At 73.4% G+C, this 18,139-nt stretch carries 12 protein-coding genes and 1 rRNA gene; 11 read left to right on the top strand and 2 right to left on the bottom strand.

The genetic code is table 11. From position 1 onward, the window contains the following. The 4 genes from rrf to ABT238_RS30345 all read left to right on the top strand — a co-directional run. Positions 1 to 87 (top strand): 5S ribosomal RNA (rrf, locus tag ABT238_RS30360); the annotation flags it as partial. Between the two features lie 187 nt (positions 88 to 274). Then, the gene (locus tag ABT238_RS30355) at positions 275 to 1,723 is read left to right on the top strand and encodes a glyceraldehyde-3-phosphate dehydrogenase (protein ID WP_350569787.1); all 1,449 of its coding nucleotides are present in this window, start codon (positions 275 to 277) and stop codon (positions 1,721 to 1,723) included. Positions 1,724 to 2,060: 337 nt separating this feature from the next. Then, positions 2,061 to 3,785 carry a glycosyltransferase family 2 protein gene (locus tag ABT238_RS30350; protein ID WP_350801583.1) on the top strand — a complete coding sequence of 575 codons (1,725 nt, stop codon included), beginning with the start codon at positions 2,061 to 2,063 and terminating at the stop codon, positions 3,783 to 3,785. A gap of 16 nt (positions 3,786 to 3,801) precedes the next feature. Beyond that, positions 3,802 to 6,903, top strand: coding sequence for an acyltransferase family protein (locus ABT238_RS30345; protein ID WP_502891478.1), 3,102 nt, complete (start codon positions 3,802 to 3,804; stop codon positions 6,901 to 6,903). Between the two features lie 125 nt (positions 6,904 to 7,028). Here the strand turns inward: ABT238_RS30345 and ABT238_RS30340 are convergent, their stop codons facing one another. Both ABT238_RS30340 and ABT238_RS30335 read right to left on the bottom strand, forming a co-directional pair. Then, entirely contained in the window at positions 7,029 to 7,472 is a 444-nt protein-coding gene (locus tag ABT238_RS30340; RefSeq protein ID WP_350569785.1) for a hypothetical protein, read from the bottom strand. Beyond that, positions 7,469 to 7,627 (bottom strand): hypothetical protein, encoded by a 159-nt coding sequence (locus ABT238_RS30335; protein ID WP_350801565.1) that lies wholly within the window; start codon positions 7,625 to 7,627, stop codon positions 7,469 to 7,471. The genes ABT238_RS30340 and ABT238_RS30335 overlap by 4 nt, the downstream gene beginning before the upstream one ends. A gap of 147 nt (positions 7,628 to 7,774) precedes the next feature. On the opposite strand from ABT238_RS30335, the gene ABT238_RS30330 reads away from it, so the two are divergent. The 7 genes from ABT238_RS30330 (at position 7,775) to ABT238_RS30300 (ending at position 18,055) form a co-directional block, all read left to right on the top strand. Then, on the top strand, positions 7,775 to 8,503 hold the full coding sequence (locus tag ABT238_RS30330) for a DUF5995 family protein (protein ID WP_350569783.1): 729 nt from the start codon (positions 7,775 to 7,777) through the stop codon (positions 8,501 to 8,503). Between the two features lie 95 nt (positions 8,504 to 8,598). After that, positions 8,599 to 9,315, top strand: coding sequence for a flavodoxin family protein (locus ABT238_RS30325; protein ID WP_350569781.1), 717 nt, complete (start codon positions 8,599 to 8,601; stop codon positions 9,313 to 9,315). A gap of 242 nt (positions 9,316 to 9,557) precedes the next feature. Then, positions 9,558 to 10,877 (top strand): family 2 encapsulin nanocompartment cargo protein terpene cyclase, encoded by a 1,320-nt coding sequence (locus tag ABT238_RS30320; RefSeq protein ID WP_502884345.1) that lies wholly within the window; start codon positions 9,558 to 9,560, stop codon positions 10,875 to 10,877. A gap of 15 nt (positions 10,878 to 10,892) precedes the next feature. Continuing rightward, on the top strand, positions 10,893 to 11,774 hold the full coding sequence (locus ABT238_RS30315; RefSeq protein WP_350569780.1) for a geranyl diphosphate 2-C-methyltransferase: 882 nt from the start codon (positions 10,893 to 10,895) through the stop codon (positions 11,772 to 11,774). A gap of 280 nt (positions 11,775 to 12,054) precedes the next feature. Then, positions 12,055 to 13,026: a hypothetical protein gene (locus tag ABT238_RS30310; protein ID WP_350569778.1), complete on the top strand. Its 972-nt coding sequence runs from the start codon at positions 12,055 to 12,057 to the stop codon at positions 13,024 to 13,026. A gap of 113 nt (positions 13,027 to 13,139) precedes the next feature. After that, a complete protein-coding gene (locus ABT238_RS30305; RefSeq protein ID WP_350569776.1) occupies positions 13,140 to 15,008 on the top strand; it encodes an HSP90 family protein in 1,869 nt (622 codons plus the stop codon). Further along, on the top strand, positions 15,008 to 18,055 hold the full coding sequence (locus tag ABT238_RS30300) for a tetratricopeptide repeat protein (RefSeq protein WP_350801556.1): 3,048 nt from the start codon (positions 15,008 to 15,010) through the stop codon (positions 18,053 to 18,055). The genes ABT238_RS30305 and ABT238_RS30300 overlap by 1 nt, the downstream gene beginning before the upstream one ends. The last annotated feature ends 84 nt before the right edge of the window (positions 18,056 to 18,139 follow it).

Genomic DNA, 18,139 nt, shown 5'->3' with positions numbered 1-18,139 from the left:
GGTTACATTCCGAACCCGGAAGCTAAGCCTCATAGCGCCGATGGTACTGCAGGGGGGACCCTGTGGGAGAGTAGGACGCCGCCGAACAATCATTCACGAATGAGCCCCCATCCTTTCGGATGGGGGCTCATTTGCGTTGCCGGCCTTGCTTTCCGACGCGCCAGTACGCGATCACATGTGATTCTTGTCATGCGGGAGAGGGCAGAACCGTTTCGGTTCGGGGGGTGGGGCCCAGTTAGCATGTGAACACCCTCCTAGCTCGAAAGATGGACTTGTGACTGTCAACGACGACGTGTTCACGGACTGGAAGAACCGCGAGGAGATCGCGGAGTCGATGATCCCGATCATCGGCCGACTGCACCGGGAGCGGGACGTTACCGTCCTGCTGTACAGCCGTTCCCTGGTGAACAAGTCGGTGGTCAGCATCCTGAAGACCCACCGGTTCGCCCGCCAGATCGCCGGCGAGGAGCTCTCGGTCACCGAGACGCTGCCCTTCCTGCAGGCGCTGACCACCCTGGATCTCGGCCCCTCCCAGATCGACCTCGGCATGCTCGCCGCCACCTACCGCGCCGACAGCCGCGGCCTCTCGGTGGAGCAGTTCACCGCCGAGGCCGTCGCCGGCGCCACGGGTGCCAACAAGATCGAGCGCCGTGAGTCGCCGCGTGACGTCGTCCTGTACGGCTTCGGCCGCATCGGCCGCCTGGTCGCCCGTCTGCTGATCGAGAAGGCCGGCTCCGGCAACGGCCTGCGCCTGCGCGCCATCGTGGTCCGTGGCGGCGGTGACCAGGACATCGTGAAGCGCGCCTCGCTGCTGCGTCGTGACTCCATCCACGGGCAGTTCCAGGGCACCATCACGGTCGACGAGGCGAACAACACGATCGTCGCCAACGGCACCGAGATCAAGGTGATCTACGCCAACGACCCGTCCGAGGTCGACTACACGGCGTACGGCATCCGGGACGCCATCCTGATCGACAACACCGGCAAGTGGCGGGACCGCGAGGGGCTGTCGAAGCACCTGCGCCCCGGCATCGAGAAGGTCGTCCTGACGGCCCCGGGCAAGGGCGACGTGCCCAACATCGTGCACGGCGTCAACCACGACACCATCAAGCCGGACGAGCAGATCATCTCCTGCGCCTCCTGCACCACCAACGCGATCGTCCCGCCGCTGAAGGCGATGGAGGACGAGTACGGCGTGCTGCGCGGCCACGTGGAGACCGTCCACTCGTTCACCAACGACCAGAACCTCCTGGACAACTACCACAAGGCCGACCGCCGCGGCCGCTCGGCGCCGCTGAACATGGTGATCACCGAGACCGGTGCCGCCTCGGCCGTCGCCAAGGCACTGCCGGATCTCAAGGCGAAGATCACCGGCAGCTCGATCCGCGTGCCCGTCCCGGACGTCTCGATCGCCATCCTGAACCTCCAGCTGGCCCGCGAGACCAACCGCGAGGAGGTCCTCGACTACCTCCGCAACGTGTCGCTGACCTCGTCGCTGAAGCGCCAGATCGACTTCACCACCGCCCCCGACGCGGTGTCGAACGACTTCATCGGCTCGCGCCACGCCTCGATCGTCGATGCCGGCGCCACCAAGGTCGAGGGCGACAACGCGATCCTCTACCTGTGGTACGACAACGAGTTCGGCTACTCCTGCCAGGTCATCCGGGTCGTCCAGCACGTCTCGGGCGTCGAGTACCCGACGTACCCGATCGCGGCGGTCTGATCCCCGAATCGCCCAAACGCCCGTGGGGCGGCAACCGGAAGTCGGTTGCCGCCCCACGGGCGTTTCCGCACCCGGTCGGCGGGGGTGGGGAGAGGGTGGCGGGTGGGGTTGTTGGAGAGGTGTTCACGTGCGCGTGACCTGGTGCTTCACGGGGTCGGGGGAGGTGGCGCGGAGGTGGCGTCCGGGTCCCGGACGCGTGGATTAATGGTCTATACCAATGGGGTACTGTGGCCCGTGGAGCTGTCAGAAACACGGCTGTGGGGGCCACATGACTGTCCAACAGGTATCTCCTGTTTCCGTTTTGTCTTCTTCCTCTTCTTCTCCTCCTCCTGCTCATCTGCCGCAGCCGCCGGACGATCAGGAGCTCTACTGGTATTTCGGGCCGCAGCGGAGGTGGGTGCTCGTCGCCAGTTCGGCGGCGTTCGTGTTCACCGCGGGGACGATGCTGACCTTCGCGCTGCGGACGCCGGCACTCTGGATCTTCCTGGCCGTGCTCGCGCTCAACGTCGTGGCGCTGGCGCTGTCGTCCGTCAACAGCCTGCGGCAGCGGCGGCTCACCCGGCAGTCCCACGAGGTGCTGGTGCACGCGTGGGCGCCGGAGGAGCTGCCGACCGTCGATCTGTACCTGCCGACCTGCGGCGAGCCGCTCGACGTCCTGGAGAACGCCTACCGGGCGGTCGCCCGGGTGGACTGGCCCGGGGCGCTGACGGTCTGGGTGCTCGACGACGCCGACCGGGCCGAGGTCGCCGACCTGGCCGCCGCGCACGGGTACCGGTACGTGGTGCGGCCCGACCGGGGGCACCTCAAGAAGGCCGGCAACCTCAACCACGCGCTCACCCTGAGCAGCGCCGAGCTGATCGCGATCCTCGACGCCGACTTCGCGCCCAGGCCGGACTTCCTGCGCCACCTCGTCCCGTACTTCGCGGACCGGCGGATCGGCATCGTGCAGAGCCCGCAGTGCTTCGACACCGACGAGACGATGAGCTGGATCGAGCGCGCCGCCGGTGCCGCGCAGGAGTGGTTCTTCCGCTGGATCCAGCCCTCCCGCGACGCCAGCGACGCCGCCATCTGCTGCGGCAGCAACGCCGTCTACCGGCGCGCCGCGATCGACGAGGCGGGCGGGTTCGCCCGGCTCGACCACAGCGAGGACCTCTTCACCGGCCTCGGCCTGTACGCCAGGGGGTACCGCACGCTGTACGTCCCGGTGCTGGTCGCCAAGGGCACCTCGCCGGACAACCTCGCCTCGTACGTCAACCAGCAGTACCGCTGGGCGATGGGCAACCTGCACCTGCTCGGCTCGCCCGAGCTCAAGCGGATCGGCGCGCCCTGGCGGATGCGGCTCTGCTTCTACGAGGGCATCGTCGGCTACCTGGCCGCCGCCGTGAACGTCTTCGTCGCGCCGCTGCCGCCGCTGGTGATGATGTTCTGGTACCCGGACCAGATCCGGCCCTGGCACGTGCTGCCGATGCTCGCGCCGCTCTGGCTCTGGCACGTGCTGCTGCCCAGGGTCAGCCGGACCCGCTGGCGGATCGAGGTGATCCGCTCCAACGTGCTGATGAGCGTCGCCGCAGGTGTCGCGTTCTGGCACACGCTGCGCGGGCGCAGCGCGGCCTGGGTGCCGACGGGCGCGGCCGGCGCCGCCGGTGAGGCAGGTGCGGCCGGGGAGGCCGGTGGGGACGCCCCCGCCGCGCGGCCCAAGGCCCGGTCCGGCGGGATGGCCCGCAAGGTGGTGCTGCTCTCGCTCGCCTGGCTCTGCGCCTCGCTCGGCGCCGGCGCACTCGGCCTCGGCCTGGCCGTCGCCGAGTACGGCTGGGCGCCCAACTGGGGCCTCGGGCTCTACCTCGCGGTGCAGGCGCAGATCGGCCTGCCGCTGATCCGCGACCTCCTCGGCGAGCTCCGCGGCAGCTCCCGCGGTGAAGGCGCCGCCGCCGGGCCGAAGGCGCCCCGGCCCGGCATGCTGCCCCGCCGCTGGCCCGAGGGGCTGGCCGCCACCGTCACGCTCGTGCTCACTGCTCTGCTCGCCTCCGGCTGGGTCCGCCCGATGCTGCCCTGGCTGGGTTGAAAGGTCGTCGCCTTCCATGTCGTCGTCACCGATACCGTCATCACCCGCACCGACACCGACAGTGTCACCCGCACCGACACCGTCGCCGCCGGCCGTCCACGAGCTGCGGCCGGACGCCTTCACCATTCCCGGCCGACGGGCCGGCGCCGCCTCCCGGGGTTCCGATGCCCCGGGCCCGGCGCCCCGTCCGGCCGGCTTCCGCCCCGACATCGAGGGGCTGCGCGCGGTCGCCGTGCTCGCCGTCCTCGCGTTCCACGCCGCCGTCCCCGGCCTGGCCGGCGGGTTCGTAGGCGTGGACGTCTTCCTCGTCGTCTCCGGCTACCTGATCACCGGCCTGCTGCTGCGCGAGGCCACCACCACCGGCCGGATCCGGCTCGGCGAGTTCTTCTCCCGACGGGCCCGCCGCCTGTTGCCCTCGGCGGCGATCGTGCTCGCCGCGGTGGCCCTGTTCGGCGCCTGGCTGACCGTGCCGCTGCGCCGCGCGGACCTGGAGCACGACGTGCTCGCGGCGGCGCTGTCCGTCGGCAACTGGCGCTTCGTCGCCCAGCAGACCGACTACCTGGCCGCCGGACGGGACGAGAGCCCGCTGCTGCACTTCTGGTCGCTGGCCGTCGAGGAGCAGTTCTACCTGCTCTGGGGCCCGCTGCTGGCGCTCGCCGCGTACCTGGTGCTGCGCGTGCTGCGCCGGGGCCGGGCGGACGGGCGCGGGCGGTCGCTGCGGCCGGTCGCGGCGGCGCTCGCCGGCGTGCTGACCATCGGCTCCTTCGCGCTCTCGCTGCGCTGGACGCACGACTCCGTCTCGCTCGCCTACCTCGGAACCCCGTCCCGGGTCTGGCAGTTCGGGGTCGGCGCGCTGCTCGCCCTGCTGCCCTGGCACCTGCTGAGCGGGCCGCGCGTGCTGCGCGTCCTGGTCGGATGGGGCGGCGCGGCGGCCGTCGTCGGCTGCGTGTTCGCGTACGACAACACGACCCCGTACCCGGGCTGGGCGGCGCTCGTCCCGACCCTCGGCACGGCCGCCGTCATCCTGGCCGGAACGCCCGGGCGGGACGGGGCCGCCGCCCCCGGGCTCGGCGTGGACCGGGTCCTCGGCACCCCGGTGCCGCGGGCGATCGGCCGGCTCTCCTACAACCTGTACCTGTGGCACTGGCCGGTGCTCGTCCTGGTCGGCGCGAAGTTCGGCCCGCTGGACTGGCCGGTGAAGGTGGCGCTCACCGCGGCCGCCGCGCTGCCCGCCGCCGCCGTCATGCGGTGGGTCGAGCGGCCGCTGCGGCACAGCCGCACCGTCTCCGAACTCCCGCGCCGGGGCCTGTCGCTGGGCCTCGCCTCGGTGGTCATCCCGGTGGTGCTGGCGCTGGTCGTCGGCACCGGCACGCTGCGCCTGCTCGGCCCGGCCGCGCCGGTCGACCTCCAGGGCCTGCCGCCCGGTTCGGCCGACGGCACCTCGCTGCTGGTGCGCACCGCCGCTCCCGCCAAGGGCGGCCCGGCGGTGGTGCCGGACGCCGCCCAGGCCCGCAAGGACTTCCCGCCGGACGGCGAGTGCGAGGTCGCCCCGACCGCCACCACCAGCCCCGACTGCCGCTTCGGCGTGGTCGGCAGCCCGGACCGGATCGTGCTGCTCGGCGACTCGCACGCCGGCCAGTGGTTCTCCGCGCTGCTCGCGATCGCCGCCGAACGGCGCTGGGAGCTGGAGGAGTTGGTCAAGCAGGGCTGCCCTCTTCCGGAACTTTCGGTGGTCAACCCGCAGTTGGGCCGCACCTACCGCGAGTGCGACACCTGGCGGGCGAACGCGCTGACCCGGCTGACGGAGGGCCCCAAGCCGCGCCTGGTCGTCGTCTCCACCCTCAACCGGTACACCGACGACCGTGAACTGCTCCTCCAGGGCTGGCAGAAGACCCTCGCGCCGCTGCGCGAACTGGGCGTCCCCGTCGTCTACCTGCGCGACACCCCGATCCCGGGGACGGACGTGCCGGCCTGCGTCTCGGGCCACACCGACGACCCGGCGGCCTGCGCGTTCCCGCGCGAGAAGGCGCTGTGGGCGGACCCGCTGGCCGAGGAGATCGCGGCCGGCCGGATGCCGGGCGTGCGCACCGTGTCGGTGAACGACGTCATCTGCCCCGGCAGCGGCCGCAGTTGCCCGGCGGTGCTGGAGCGCATCCTGCTCTACCGCGACGACGCGCACCTCACCAACGTCGCCGCCGTCGTCCTCACGCCGCGCCTGGAGCGGTTGTTGACGGAGTCCGGCGCCCTGCCGCCCGAGGCCGCGCCCGCCACCGCCGGTGCCGGGCAGACGGTCACCGCGGACGGCTGGACGCAGCTGCTGCGCGACGACTTCGACGGCCCGGCCGGCAGCCGCCCGTCCGAGGCCCACTGGCAGTACGACCTGGGCACCTGCTACCCCGGCTGCCCGGCCCCGCAGTGGGGCACGGGCGAGATCGAGACCATGACCGACTCGACGGCGAACGTCCGGCTCGACGGCCGGGGCGCCCTGGAGATCGTCCCCACCCGGGACGCCGACGGGAAGTGGTCGTCCGGGCGGATCGAGTCCCGCCGGGCCGATCTCGCCCCGCCGCCCGGCGGCGTGCTGCGGATCGAGGCCGGGATCGCCCTGCCCGACGTGACCGGCCCGGCCGCCGCCGGCTACTGGCCCGCCTTCTGGACCCTCGGCGGCGAGCTGCGCAACGGGTACACCGGCTGGCCGGCCATCGGCGAGCTGGACATCATGGAGCAGGTCAACGGTCGGGACGCGGTGTTCGGCACGATGCACTGCGGCGTCCTGGACGGCGGCCCCTGCCAGGAGCCGCGCGGCCTGGGCTCCGGCGACCAGCCCTGCGGTGCCGAGTGCCGCACCGGCTTCCACCGCTACGCGGTCGAGGTCGACCTGCGGCCGGGGGCCGAGCAGGTCCGCTGGTACCTCGACGGCCGGGAGCACCACCGGGTCACCACCGCGCAGATGGACCGGGGGACCTGGGACCGGGCCGTGAACCACGGCCTGTTCCTGATCCTCAACGTCGCCGTCGGCGGCAACCTGCCCGCCGCGTTCGGCGGCGCGGTCACCCCGGCCACCGAGCCCGGGCACCCGATGCGGGTCGACTACGTCTCCGTCACCACGAAGCCGTAGCGGGGTCGGTAACGGACAGGCCCCGGGCCGGGGAGCAGCGCGCTCCCCGGCCCGGGGCCTGCCGTCGTTCGGGGGCCGTCAGCCCCAGGTGCCGACCAGCGGGGTCTCTCCGGTGTCGGTGACCGTCACGTTGCAGACGGCCAGGTCGCTGCCGAAGGCCGCGCCGTGGAAGGACCGGCCGGCCGGGCGGTAGACGCCGATGGTGGTCTTCCCCTGGCCGCTCCACTCCAGTCGCCGACGACGGGGATGTCGTTCGTGTTGCCGTACTTCACCGGGGTGCCGAAGGTGCCGTCGGGCCCGGGGAGGAAGAACTCCCGGGTGCTCGGGCGGTAGTAGCCGACGGTGTCGACGCCGGGGCCGTTCCAGTGACCGACCGGCGGGACGTCACCCGGGGCACCGAGGGCGGCCCGGACGGTCGTGACGCCGTTGTGGGCGGCCAGGGCGACGGCTCGGTCGGCCGCCCGGTACACGCCGACCGAGGAGTGACGGCGGGCCGGGGTGCCGTTGGTGATCGCCTTGCCGGTCGCCGTCTGGTGGGCGGTGAGCAGCGGCAGCCTGGCCGGGATCACGTCGGTCCGGCGGAAGGGGTGCAGGTAGACGATGCGGGGTCCTGGGCCGCGATGGCGTCGTACTCGGCGTTGAAGGCGACCATCTGCGGGTCGGTCGTGCTCTCGCAGCCCGCCGCGTCCCACGGGTGACCGGCCGTGATGGGAGGGTGGGTCACCGTGCGGAGTCGGGCGGGGCCGGCGCCTGAGGGGGGACTCACCGGTTCGGGTGACGGGTGGCGAGGTGTTCGCCGGTTCGGCGGGTCCGGGCGGTGGCGGTGTGTATAGCTGACAGCCGGAGAACGCCGACGGAAGGGACCACCGCCATGCCCCGGTCAGCCGCCAAGCCCGCGCGGAGTGTCGACGAGGTCATCGAGCGGATGCGGGCGATCGAGGCGCAGCTGGATCCGCGGGACGGGGTCGCGTGCTTCAACCGGATGTACCTGAGGGTCACCGAGCTGGTCGGGCAGCGGCTCACCACCGGGTACTTCCAGGACCAGGCGTTCATCGAGCGGCTCGACGCGGTGTTCGCCAACCTGTACTTCGACGCGGTGGAGGCCGGCGAGGCGGGGCGGCCGGTGACCGAGGCGTGGCGGCCGCTGTTCGACGCGCGCGGCCACCGCAGGGTGTGGCCGATCCAGTTCGCGTTCGCGGGCATGAACGCGCACATCAACCACGACCTGGCGCTCGCCGTCGTCGAGACCTGCATCGAGCGGCGGACCACGCCCGACACCCCGCCGGTGCACGCCGACTACCTCAAGGTGAACGAGCTGCTCGCCCAGGTGGAGGCGGAGGTGCGGGCCTCGTTCGAGGCGCAGATCATCAAGGCCGCCACCGAGGAGGCCGAGCCGCTGAAGCACATCGTGGCCAGCTTCTCGATCGCCCGGGCCCGGGACGCCGCCTGGGCGACCACCCAGACCCTCTGGCACCAGCGCAACATCCGGCCGATGTACGACGCGACGCTCGCCGCCGTCACCGCGAGCACCGCGCTGGCGGGCCGGATGCTGGTGACGCCGGTACTGCCGCCGGCGGAGCAGCCGGACGGGGAGGGGTGAGGCGACTCCGGTCGGCGGAGTCCGGCGGGCGGTCGGGTGCCGGGCGGGGTGCACTGGTGGCAGCCCCCTGACGGAGACCCGAAAGGCCGACGACCATGTCCTCCCCGCCCGCCGCGTACGCCGATCTGAGCGCCCTGGTGATCAACTGCACGCTCAAGCGTTCGCCCGAGCGGAGCCACACCCAGGGGCTGATCGACGTCAGCACCGGGATCATGGAGCGCCAGGGCGTACGGGTGGAGGTGGTCCGGGCCGTGGACCACGACCTCGCCACCGGGGTGTGGCCGGACATGACCGAGCACGGCTGGGAGACGGACGAGTGGCCGGTCCTCTACAGCCGGGTGATGGCGGCCGACGTCCTGGTGCTGGCCGGGCCGGTCTGGCTCGGGGACAACTCGTCGGTGATGAAGAAGGTGGTCGAGCGGCTGTACGCGTGCTCGTCGATCCTCAACGAGCGCGGACAGTACGCCTATTACGGGCGGGTCGGCGGGTGCCTGATCACCGGAAACGAGGACGGTGCCAAGCACTGCGCGATGAACGTGCTGTACAGCCTGCAGCACCTCGGGTACACGATCCCGCCGCAGGCCGACGCGGGGTGGGTCGGCGAGGCCGGCCCCGGCCCGTCCTACCTCGACCCGAACTCGGGCGGCCCGGAGAACGACTTCACCAACCGCAACGCGACCTTCATGACCTGGAACCTGCTCCACCTGGCCAGGCTGCTCAAGGACGCGGGCGGGATCCCGGCGTACGGGAACCAGCGGTCGGAGTGGGAGGCCGGGTGCCGCTTCGACTTCGAGAACCCGGAGCACCGGTGAGGGGTGGCCCGGGTGCGCCGGGCAGGCCATGACGCGGACGCCCCGGGTGGTCTGACGCTCCGTCGGTACCGGAACGACCCTTGACGAGCGGCCCCGCCGGTCCGGCGGGGCCGCTTCGGCGTTGAGGACGGTCCGAACCGATCATCGGATACGCGATTTCAAACGCGACTGATGTGAACGTTCACCCTTTCGAGTGCACAGGATCATGCGAAGCGGTCCAGATCGTTCCGCCCCGCCTACGGTTGGGCAGCAGCGAGACGGGATGGCCGCGGCAGCAGGCGGAGATCCCTTTCTTCCGGGACGAGGCGACGGCCGACGACCCGTCAAGACGTGTCCCCCTTCGAAGAGGAAGGTTCTCCCATGCCCGTGGCCACGAGCAGAGAGACACCGCAGGCGCCGCAGCACCCGCATCCGCACCCCGGCCGGCGCGCGGTGGTGCGGTCATGAGCGGGACGGCCCTGGAGCAGCTGCTCCGCGGGCCGAGCGGGCTGGGGACGGCGGGGCTGAGCCTGGCGCCCCGTCCGGCGGAGCCGGTGGCGGCCGAGGCGGCCCAGGCGGGTGAAACGCCGTCGGGCAAGCCGAAGTCCGGCGATCCGGTGCCCGGCCTCTACTTCCACCCCGTGCCCGAGCCGGACGCGGAGCGGGTGGCGGAGGTGAACCGCCGGATCAAGCTGTGGGCCGAGGAGATCGAGCTCTACCCGCCGGACTGGGAGGACCAGTTCGACGGCTTCTCGGTGAGCCGCTACATGGTCGCCTGCCACCCGGACGCCCCGAGCGTCGACCACGTCATGCTCGCCACCCGGCTGATGGTCGCCGAGAACGCCGTCGACGACTGCTACTGCGAGGACCTCGGCGGCTCGCCCGTCGGCCTCGGCAGCCGGCTGCTGCTCGCCCACACGGCCCTGGACCCGCTGCACACCACCGCGGAGTACCAGGGCGGTTGGCAGGAGTCGCTGGGCTCGGACGCGCCCCGGCGGGCCTACCGCTCGGCGATGGACCACTTCACCCGGGCCGCCAGCGCCTCCCAGTCGGACCGGTTCCGGCACGACATGGCGCGCCTGCACCTCGGGTACCTCGCCGAGGCCGCCTGGGACCAGGAGGACCACGTCCCGGAGGTGTGGGAGTACCTGGCGATGCGGCAGTTCAACAACTTCCGCCCCTGCCCGACGATCACGGACACCGTCGGCGGCTACGAGCTGCCCGCCGACCTGCACGCCCGTCCGGCGATGCAGCGGGTCATCGCGCTCGCCTCCAACGCCACCACGATCGTCAACGACCTGTACTCGTACACCAAGGAGCTGGCGAGCCCGGGCCGCCACCTCAATCTGCCGGTGGTGATCTCCGAACGCGAGGGGGTCGGCGACCGCGACGGCTACCTGAAGGCCGTCGAGGTGCACAACGAGCTCATGCACGCCTTCGAGGCGGAGGCCGCGGCGCTGGCCGCCGCCACACCCGTCCCGGTGGTGGTGCGCTTCCTGCGCGGGGTCGCCGCGTGGGTGGACGGCAACCACTACTGGCACCGGACCAATACCTACCGATACAGCCTGCCCGACTTCTGGTAACCAAGGAGCTGAACCGTGTCCGTCACCGACACCACCCCCGTCACCCGCACCGGCGTCCCCGGGCCGGCCACCCCTTATCAGGGCGACATCGCCCGTTACTGGGACCATGAGGCCCGGCCGGTGAACCTGCGCCTCGGCGATGTGGACGGCCTTTACCACCACCACTACGGCATCGGCGAGGTCGACCACGCGGCGCTGGGCGACCCGGACGACAGCGAGCGCGAGAAGAAGCTCGTCGCCGAGCTGCACCGGCTGGAGTCCGCGCAGACCGACGTCCTGCTCGACAGCCTGGGCGACATCCGCCCCGAGCACACGCTGGTCGACGCGGGCTGCGGACGCGGCGGCTCCATGGTGATGGCCCACCAGCGCTTCGGCTGCAAGGTCGAGGGCGTGACCCTGTCGGCCAAGCAGGCCGAGTTCGGCAACCGGCGGGCCAAGGAGCTCGGCATCGACGACTCGGTGCACGCCCAGGTCCGCAACATGCTCGACATGCCGTTCGGCACCGGCACCGTGCGGGCCTCCTGGAACAACGAGTCCAGCATGTACGTCGACCTGCACGACCTGTTCGCCGAGCATTCCCGGATCCTGTCGGTCGGCGGCCGCTACGTGACCATCACCGGCTGCTGGAACCCGATCTACGGCCAGCCGTCGAAGTGGGTCTCGCAGATCAACGCCCACTTCGAGTGCAACATCCACTCCCGCCGCGAGTACCTGCGCGCGATGGCCGACAACCGCCTCGTCCCGAACGCGGTCGTCGACCTGACCGCCGCCACCCTCCCGTACTGGGAGCTGCGGGCCACCGTGCCGTCGCTGGTGACCGGCATCGAGGAGGCGTTCATCAACTCCTACAAGGACGGCTCCTTCCAGTACCTGCTGATCGCCGCCGACCGGGTCTGACCCCGCGTCGCCGCACGGCGAGGACCCGGCCCGGCCGAACGGCGGCGGGGCCGGGTCCGCCGTGTCGCGGCGGACTCCCGGCTCCCGGCCCCCGGGAGCGACCCCCGTCCGGTGGGAGCGACCCCTGTCCGGCCCCTCGGCGACGGCTCCCGGAACAGGGCTGGTCAACGGGGCGTCGGTGGCACGTGATATGCAGTGCATCATCCGATTGGCCGCTGCGAGGCCAGACGAACGATGCCGACGGCCGTGCCGGCCGACGAGGTCTCAGGGGGGCCGCACCATGTCCTTTTTCCGCCGCCTGGCCGGGCGGAAGGCTCCGCGCGCCCTGCCACCGGTGCTCGACCTCTCGCACGGCGACGAGGAGCTGCGCCGGCTGCGCGCCCTCGCCGACGCCGGCGACTGGGCCGCGCTCGGCCCCGCCCTCGCCGCCGTTCCCGACGAGGCGGAGCTGACCTGGCTGCTGCACCGGGTCTCCGACGTCGAGGGCACCGAGGAGTGGCTCGCCAAGGTCGTCGCCGAACGGCCCGAGGACACCCTCGCACTGCTGCTCTCCGGCGCCCGGCACCTCGCCTGGGGCTGGGAGGCCCGCACCGCCTCCCGCGCCCAGTACGTCACCGAGGACCAGTGGCGGCTGTTCGGCGAGCGGCTGGAGATCGCCGAGGAGCAGCTGCTGGAGGTGGCCGAGCGCGAGCCCGGCCGGCTCGCCCCCTGGTTCTTCCTGCAGATCACCGCGCGCGGCGCCTCGCTCGGCCGCACCGTCGCCACCACCCGCTTCGAGGCCGCGCTGCGCCGCGACCCCGGGCACCAGGCCTCCCACCAGCAGCGCCTCCAGCAGCTCTGCGCCAAGTGGGGCGGCTCCCACGAGGAGATGCACGCCTTCGCCCGCACCGCGATGCTCGGCGCCCCCGAGGGCAGCGCGCTCGGCGAGCTGATCGCCCTGGCCCACCTGGAGCACTGGCTGGACCTGCCCGACGGCGAGGACCACGCCTACCTGACCGGCCCCGCCGTGCGCTCCTCCCTGCGCGAGGCGGTCCTGCGCTCCGTGCTGCACCCGGCCTACCGGCGCGGGCGCGACTGGCGGGCCACCCACAACACCTTCGCGATGGTCCTCTCGCTCGCCGACGAGCGCGAGCTCGCCCACGCCGTCTTCGCCACCCTCGACGACGTCGTCACCGAATGGCCCTGGTCCTACCTGGGCGGCGACGAGGCCGAGAACTTCCAGGCCCACCGCGACCGCTGCGCCCCGCGCTGAGCCGAGCGTGCCCGGCGCGCGACGCCTGCCGAGCACGCAGACCGGCCGCCCGGGCCGTCCCGCCCCGCGGCCGCCGAAGCCCGACACACCCCTTGCGATCGAAAGAGCCACCGGTGTCCCCATCCGAGAACCCGACGAGCGCGCACACCTTCCAGGTCGACCTGCGCGGCCTGGTCGACCTGCTCTCCCACCACCTCTACTCCAGCCCCCGCGTCTACCTGCGCGAACTCCTGCAGAACGCGGTCGACGCGATCTCCGCCCGGCAGGCCCTCGACCCGGCCGCGCCCGCCACGATCACCGTCCGCGCCGACGGCGACCTCACCGTCACCGACACCGGCATCGGCCTCACCGAGCAGGACGTCCACACCTTCCTCGCCACCATCGGCCGCAGCTCCAAGCGGGACGCCGACGGCGGCCTCGACGGCGCCGGGCTGGCCCGCGCCCGCGGCGACTTCATCGGCCAGTTCGGCATCGGCCTGCTCGCCTGCTTCGTGGTGGCCGACGAGATCACCGTCGTCACCCGCTCCGCCGCCACCCCCGACGCGCCCGTCATCGAGTGGCGCGGCGGCTCCGACGGCCGCTACACCATCCGCACCCTGCCCGCCGAGGCCAAGCCCGAGCCCGGCACCACCGTCCGCCTCGCGCCCCGCTCCGACGCCGCCGAGTGGACCCGCGCCGACCGCGTCCTGTCCCTCGCCCGGGACTTCGGCAGCCTGCTGCGCCACGAGGTCACCGTCGTCGACGGCCGCGGCGACGCCACCCGGGTCAACCAGACCCCGCCGTGGGCCGCGCAGCACGGCTCCCCGCTGGCCCGCCGCGAGGCGCTGGCCGCCTACTGCCGCTCCGCCTTCGACTTCACCCCGCTCGACACCATCGAACTGGACCTGCCGCTGGTCGGCCTGCGCGGCGTCGCCTACGTGCTGCCCGACGCCGTCCCGCCCTCCCGCCGGGCCGGCCACCGGGTGCACCTCAAGGGCATGCTGCTCTCCGACCACGCCGACGAACTCCTGCCCGACTGGGCGTTCTTCGTCCGCTGCGTGGTCGACACCGACGGCCTGCGCCCCACCGCCAGCCGCGAGGGCCTGTACGCCGACGAGACGCTCGCCGCCGTCCGCGACGCGCTCGGCGCCCGGATCCGCGACTGGCTCACCGGCCTGTCCGCCAGCGACCCGGCGCTGCTCCACCGGTTCATCTCGGTGCACCACCTGGCCGTCAAGGAACTCGCCCGCTACGACGACGAGTTGCTTCGGATGCTGCTGCCCTGGCTGCCGTTCGAGACCACCGACGGCAACGTCACCCTGGACGAGTTCGCCCGCACCCACCCGGTGGTGCTGGTCACCCGCACCGTCGAGGAGTTCCGCCAGGTCGCCCCGATCGCCGGCGCCGCCGGGCTCGGCGTCGTCAACGGCGGCTACACCTACGACCGCGACCTGGTGCACCGGCTGCCCGAGATCCGCCCCGGCGTCTCCGTCGCCGACCTCGACCCGGGCACCGTCACCGCGCACCTGGACACCGTCGACCCGGCCGCCGAACTCGCCGCCTCGGCCTTCCTCGCCACCGCCCGCGAGGTGGTCGGCCGCTTCGACTGCGACGTCGCCCTGCGCAGCTTCCACCCGACCAGCGCGCCCGCCCTGCTGCTCGACAACCGGGAGGCCCGGCACGAGCGCACCCGCGCCCAGCTCGCCGACGAGGCCGACGGGCTGTGGGCCGACATCCTCGGCTCGCTGCGCGCCGAGGTGCCCCGCGCCCAGCTGGTCCTCAACCACCTCAACCCGCTGGTCCGGCGGGCGGCCTCGATCGGCGACCGCGAACTCGCCGTCACCGCCGTCGAGACGCTCTACGGGCAGGCCGTGCTGCTCACCCGCCGGCCGCTCACCTCCAGCGAGAGCGCGCTGCTCAACCGCTCGTTCATCAGCCTGCTCGACCACGCGATGCTCGGCCACGAGGCCGCGTCCGGTGGCAATGGTCCGAAGGAGGCGTGATGCTGACCAGCATCGACGCGGTGATGACCGCGCTGCGCGAGAACGACGACCGCCCCTACGGGCGCCAGCGGACCGTCACCGCCGAGGAACTCGTCGACGCCGCCGAGCAGTTCGACGACACCGCGGTGCGCGCCATGGCGCTGCTCGAACTGATGGAGGCCTACGAGTACGACGGCGAGCGGAGCAAGTCCCCGGTCGTCTTCGCCCGCGTCCTCAGGCTCTGGGACACCGACCCGGACGGCTTCGGCGAGTGGGCGCAGCAGCAGGTGTTCTGGCGCTTCAAGTGGGTCGCCACCTCGCTGCTCGGCACCCCCGACGTGCCGCTGACCGCGATCCGCCGCTGGCACGAGGAGATGCGCGGCCGCTACCGCGCCGCCGGGCACGGCCTCCAGCCGTACTACGCCCAGCGCTTCCACCTCGCCGCGCACGTCGGCGAGGACGTCCAGGACGCCTACGAGCTGTGGGCCGGGCGGCCGCGCACCGAGCTGAGCGACTGCCACGCCTGCGAGATCCGCTCCCGCGCCGTGCACCACCTGCGCCGGGGCGACGACGCGACCGCGCTGGACGTCTGGCGGCCGGTGCTCGCCGGCGAGGCCACCTGCGCCGAGGAGCCCTACGTCAGCCACGCCCAGGCGCTGCTGCCGCTGCTGCGCCAGGGCCGGCTGGACGAGGCCCGCTCCAGCCACCTGGTCGGCTACCGGTTCGCCCGCGGCAAGAGCGGGATGGCCCGCTCGGTCGGCCTGCACGTCGAGTTCTGCGCGCTGTCCGGCAACGAGCCGCGCGGCCTGGAGATCCTCGCCGAGAACCGCGACCTGTTCGGCGTCACCGGCGACCCGGTCAGCCGGCTCGACTTCCTCACCGGCGTCGAGGTGCTGATCGCCGGCCTCGCCCGGGCCGGGCACGGTGAGCTCACCGTCAGCGGCCCGCCCGGCGCGAGCTGGACCGTCGACACCCTGCTCGCCCACCTGCGCACCGAGGCGGACGCGCTGGCCGCCCGCTTCGACGCCCGCAACGGCACCGACGCGGTGAGCGGCCGGCGCCGCGACCGGCTGGCCCGCCGGCCGCTGCTCGCCGAGCCGCTCGCCCTCGGCGTGCGGGCCTCGGCCGCGCCGGAGCTGGCCGCCGTGCCGGTCGTCCCGGCCGTGCCGGCCCGGGACGCCGAGCCGGAGCCGGAGGACTTCACCGCCCTGGTGCTGCGCGCCCGCGAGCTGCAGCTGGTCGGCCACCCGGACGCGGAACGGCTCTGGAACCGGATCGCCGAGCGGTTGGCCGCCGAGGAGAACGGCGGCTCGGGGGACGGCGGCTCGGAGAGCGGCGGTGGGGGGACCGTCGGCGAGGGGTTGCTCGGCGCGGACGCCGGGCCGCTCGGCCAGCTGCACGCCGAGCTCACCGAGCGGCGGGCGCACGCGGCGCTCGACCGCGGCGACTGGGAGGAGGGCGCCGCCGAGCTGCTGGCCGCCGGCGGGCTGTACCGGCGGGAGGGGCTGCTCGGCCGGGCGCTGGCGGCCCGGACCAGGGCGCTCGTCGCCGAACTCGTCCGGGAGGACCCGCAGGACGAGGAGGGCGAGGAAGGCCCGGAGGCGGCCGGGGCGGCTGTGACCGCCGCACCGGTCATCGACTGGGCGGCCCTGGACGCCGCGCTCGCCAGTGCCGAGGAACTGGCTGCCGCCACGGCCGCCGGCGGCGCGCCGGGCATCACCGACGACGACTACCTGGTCGTCCTCCAGTGCCGTGCCTACGCCGCCCACCAGGAACTGGTCCGGGTGCTGCCCGCGCCGCCGGAGCAGCCGCCCGCCGAGCAGGCCGCGCGCTTCGCCGCCGCCGTCGACGCCTACCGCGACGCGGCCGAGGCCCGTGGTTCCGTGCGCCGGCTGGCGGTCGCCCGCCAGTACGCCGCCGACGCCGACGCCCGGCAGGGCCGGACCGCCGAGGCGGCCGACGAACTGCGGCACGCGATAGCCGAGTTGGAACGGGGCGGGCAGCCCTGGCACACCCCGCGGGCGTACGGCCTGCTGGGGCAGGCGCTGCTGCAGACCGGCGAACAGGCCGAGGCCGTCGAGATGCTGCACCGCGCCCTGGCGGCGGCCGCCCGCTGGGCCGACGATTCCTACCCGTTCGCCGCCACCTACCTGATGGCCGGCCACGCCAGCGCCCACATCGGGGACACCGGCGCCGCGATCCGCTCGCTCTCCGAGGCCGCCTCCCGGTTCGACCGCAAGGGCCCGGAGGCCGCCGAGGAGGCCGCCCGGACCAGGCTGCAGCTCGCCGACCTGCTGACCGACGCCGACCGCACCGCCGACGCGGTGGCCGTCCTGGAGTCGGTGCTGGCCGACGCGGACGCCGCCGGCCTGGACGAGCGGCTGGTCGCCCAGACCCGGCTCGACCTCGCCCGCGGCCTGTTCACGCTGGACGAGGACCGCGACGCCGCCGAGGAGTACCTGCGGCTGGCCACCATGCTGGAGGGCTGGACCGAGGACCTCCACCTGCGCACCATGGTCGCCTCGGAGGCGGCCGTCGCGCTGCTCCACGCCGACCGCTGGGAGGCCGCACACGCCGCCCGCACCCGGGCGCTCGCCGCGCACGAGCAGTGGCCGCAGCCCGGTCCGGTCTCCGCGATGCTGCGCCAGTTCGCCCGGCTCACCGCGCAGAAGGACGGCCCGGAGGGCATGGAGCCGGCGCTCGCCCGGCTGGCCGAGGCGGACGCCGTGCGCGAGCGCCTGGAGCGCGAGGAGCCGCAGGCCGAGACGTGGTACCCGCGCGCGTCCGTGCACTACGAGCGGGCCCGGGTCCTCGCGGTGGCCGGCCGCTTCGAGGAGGCGCTGGCCGAGGCGGAGCGGGCGATCACCGCCTACGAGGCGGGCGGCGAGCAGGCCGAGACGCCGCGTGCCGAGGCCGTCCGGCTGGCCGCGCTGATCGAGGGCACCGACCTCGACCGCCGCAGGCCGGCCCGGGAACGGCTCACCGCCGCCGTCGACCGGTGCCGGGCGCACGGGCTGGAGGAGGCGGCGGCGATCCTCGCCGAGCTGCGCGAGCGCCTCGCGGACTGACGGGGCGCGCGTCCCTGCCGTGTTGCCCCCTGGGGGAACACGGCGGGGCCGCGGCGGAGTCAGGCGCGTCGGCGGCGGCGTGCC

Source organism: Kitasatospora sp. NPDC001527 (assembly GCF_040298605.1).
Taxonomy (GTDB): domain Bacteria; phylum Actinomycetota; class Actinomycetes; order Streptomycetales; family Streptomycetaceae; genus Kitasatospora.
The sequence above is the reverse complement of the archived record's forward strand: the minus strand, read 5'-3'. Positions and strand labels throughout refer to the sequence as shown.

Bases quoted from the DNA above. Each gene is read 5' to 3' on its own strand.
- ABT238_RS30345 (WP_502891478.1), top strand. From the start codon at position 3,802: ATGTCGTCGTCACCGATACCGTCATCACCCGCACCGACACCGACAGTG.
- ABT238_RS30300 (WP_350801556.1), top strand. From the start codon at position 15,008: ATGCTGACCAGCATCGACGCGGTGATGACCGCGCTGCGCGAGAACGAC.
- ABT238_RS30310 (WP_350569778.1), top strand. From the start codon at position 12,055: ATGTCCTTTTTCCGCCGCCTGGCCGGGCGGAAGGCTCCGCGCGCCCTG.
- ABT238_RS30325 (WP_350569781.1), top strand. From the start codon at position 8,599: ATGTCCTCCCCGCCCGCCGCGTACGCCGATCTGAGCGCCCTGGTGATC.
- ABT238_RS30330 (WP_350569783.1), top strand. From the start codon at position 7,775: ATGCCCCGGTCAGCCGCCAAGCCCGCGCGGAGTGTCGACGAGGTCATC.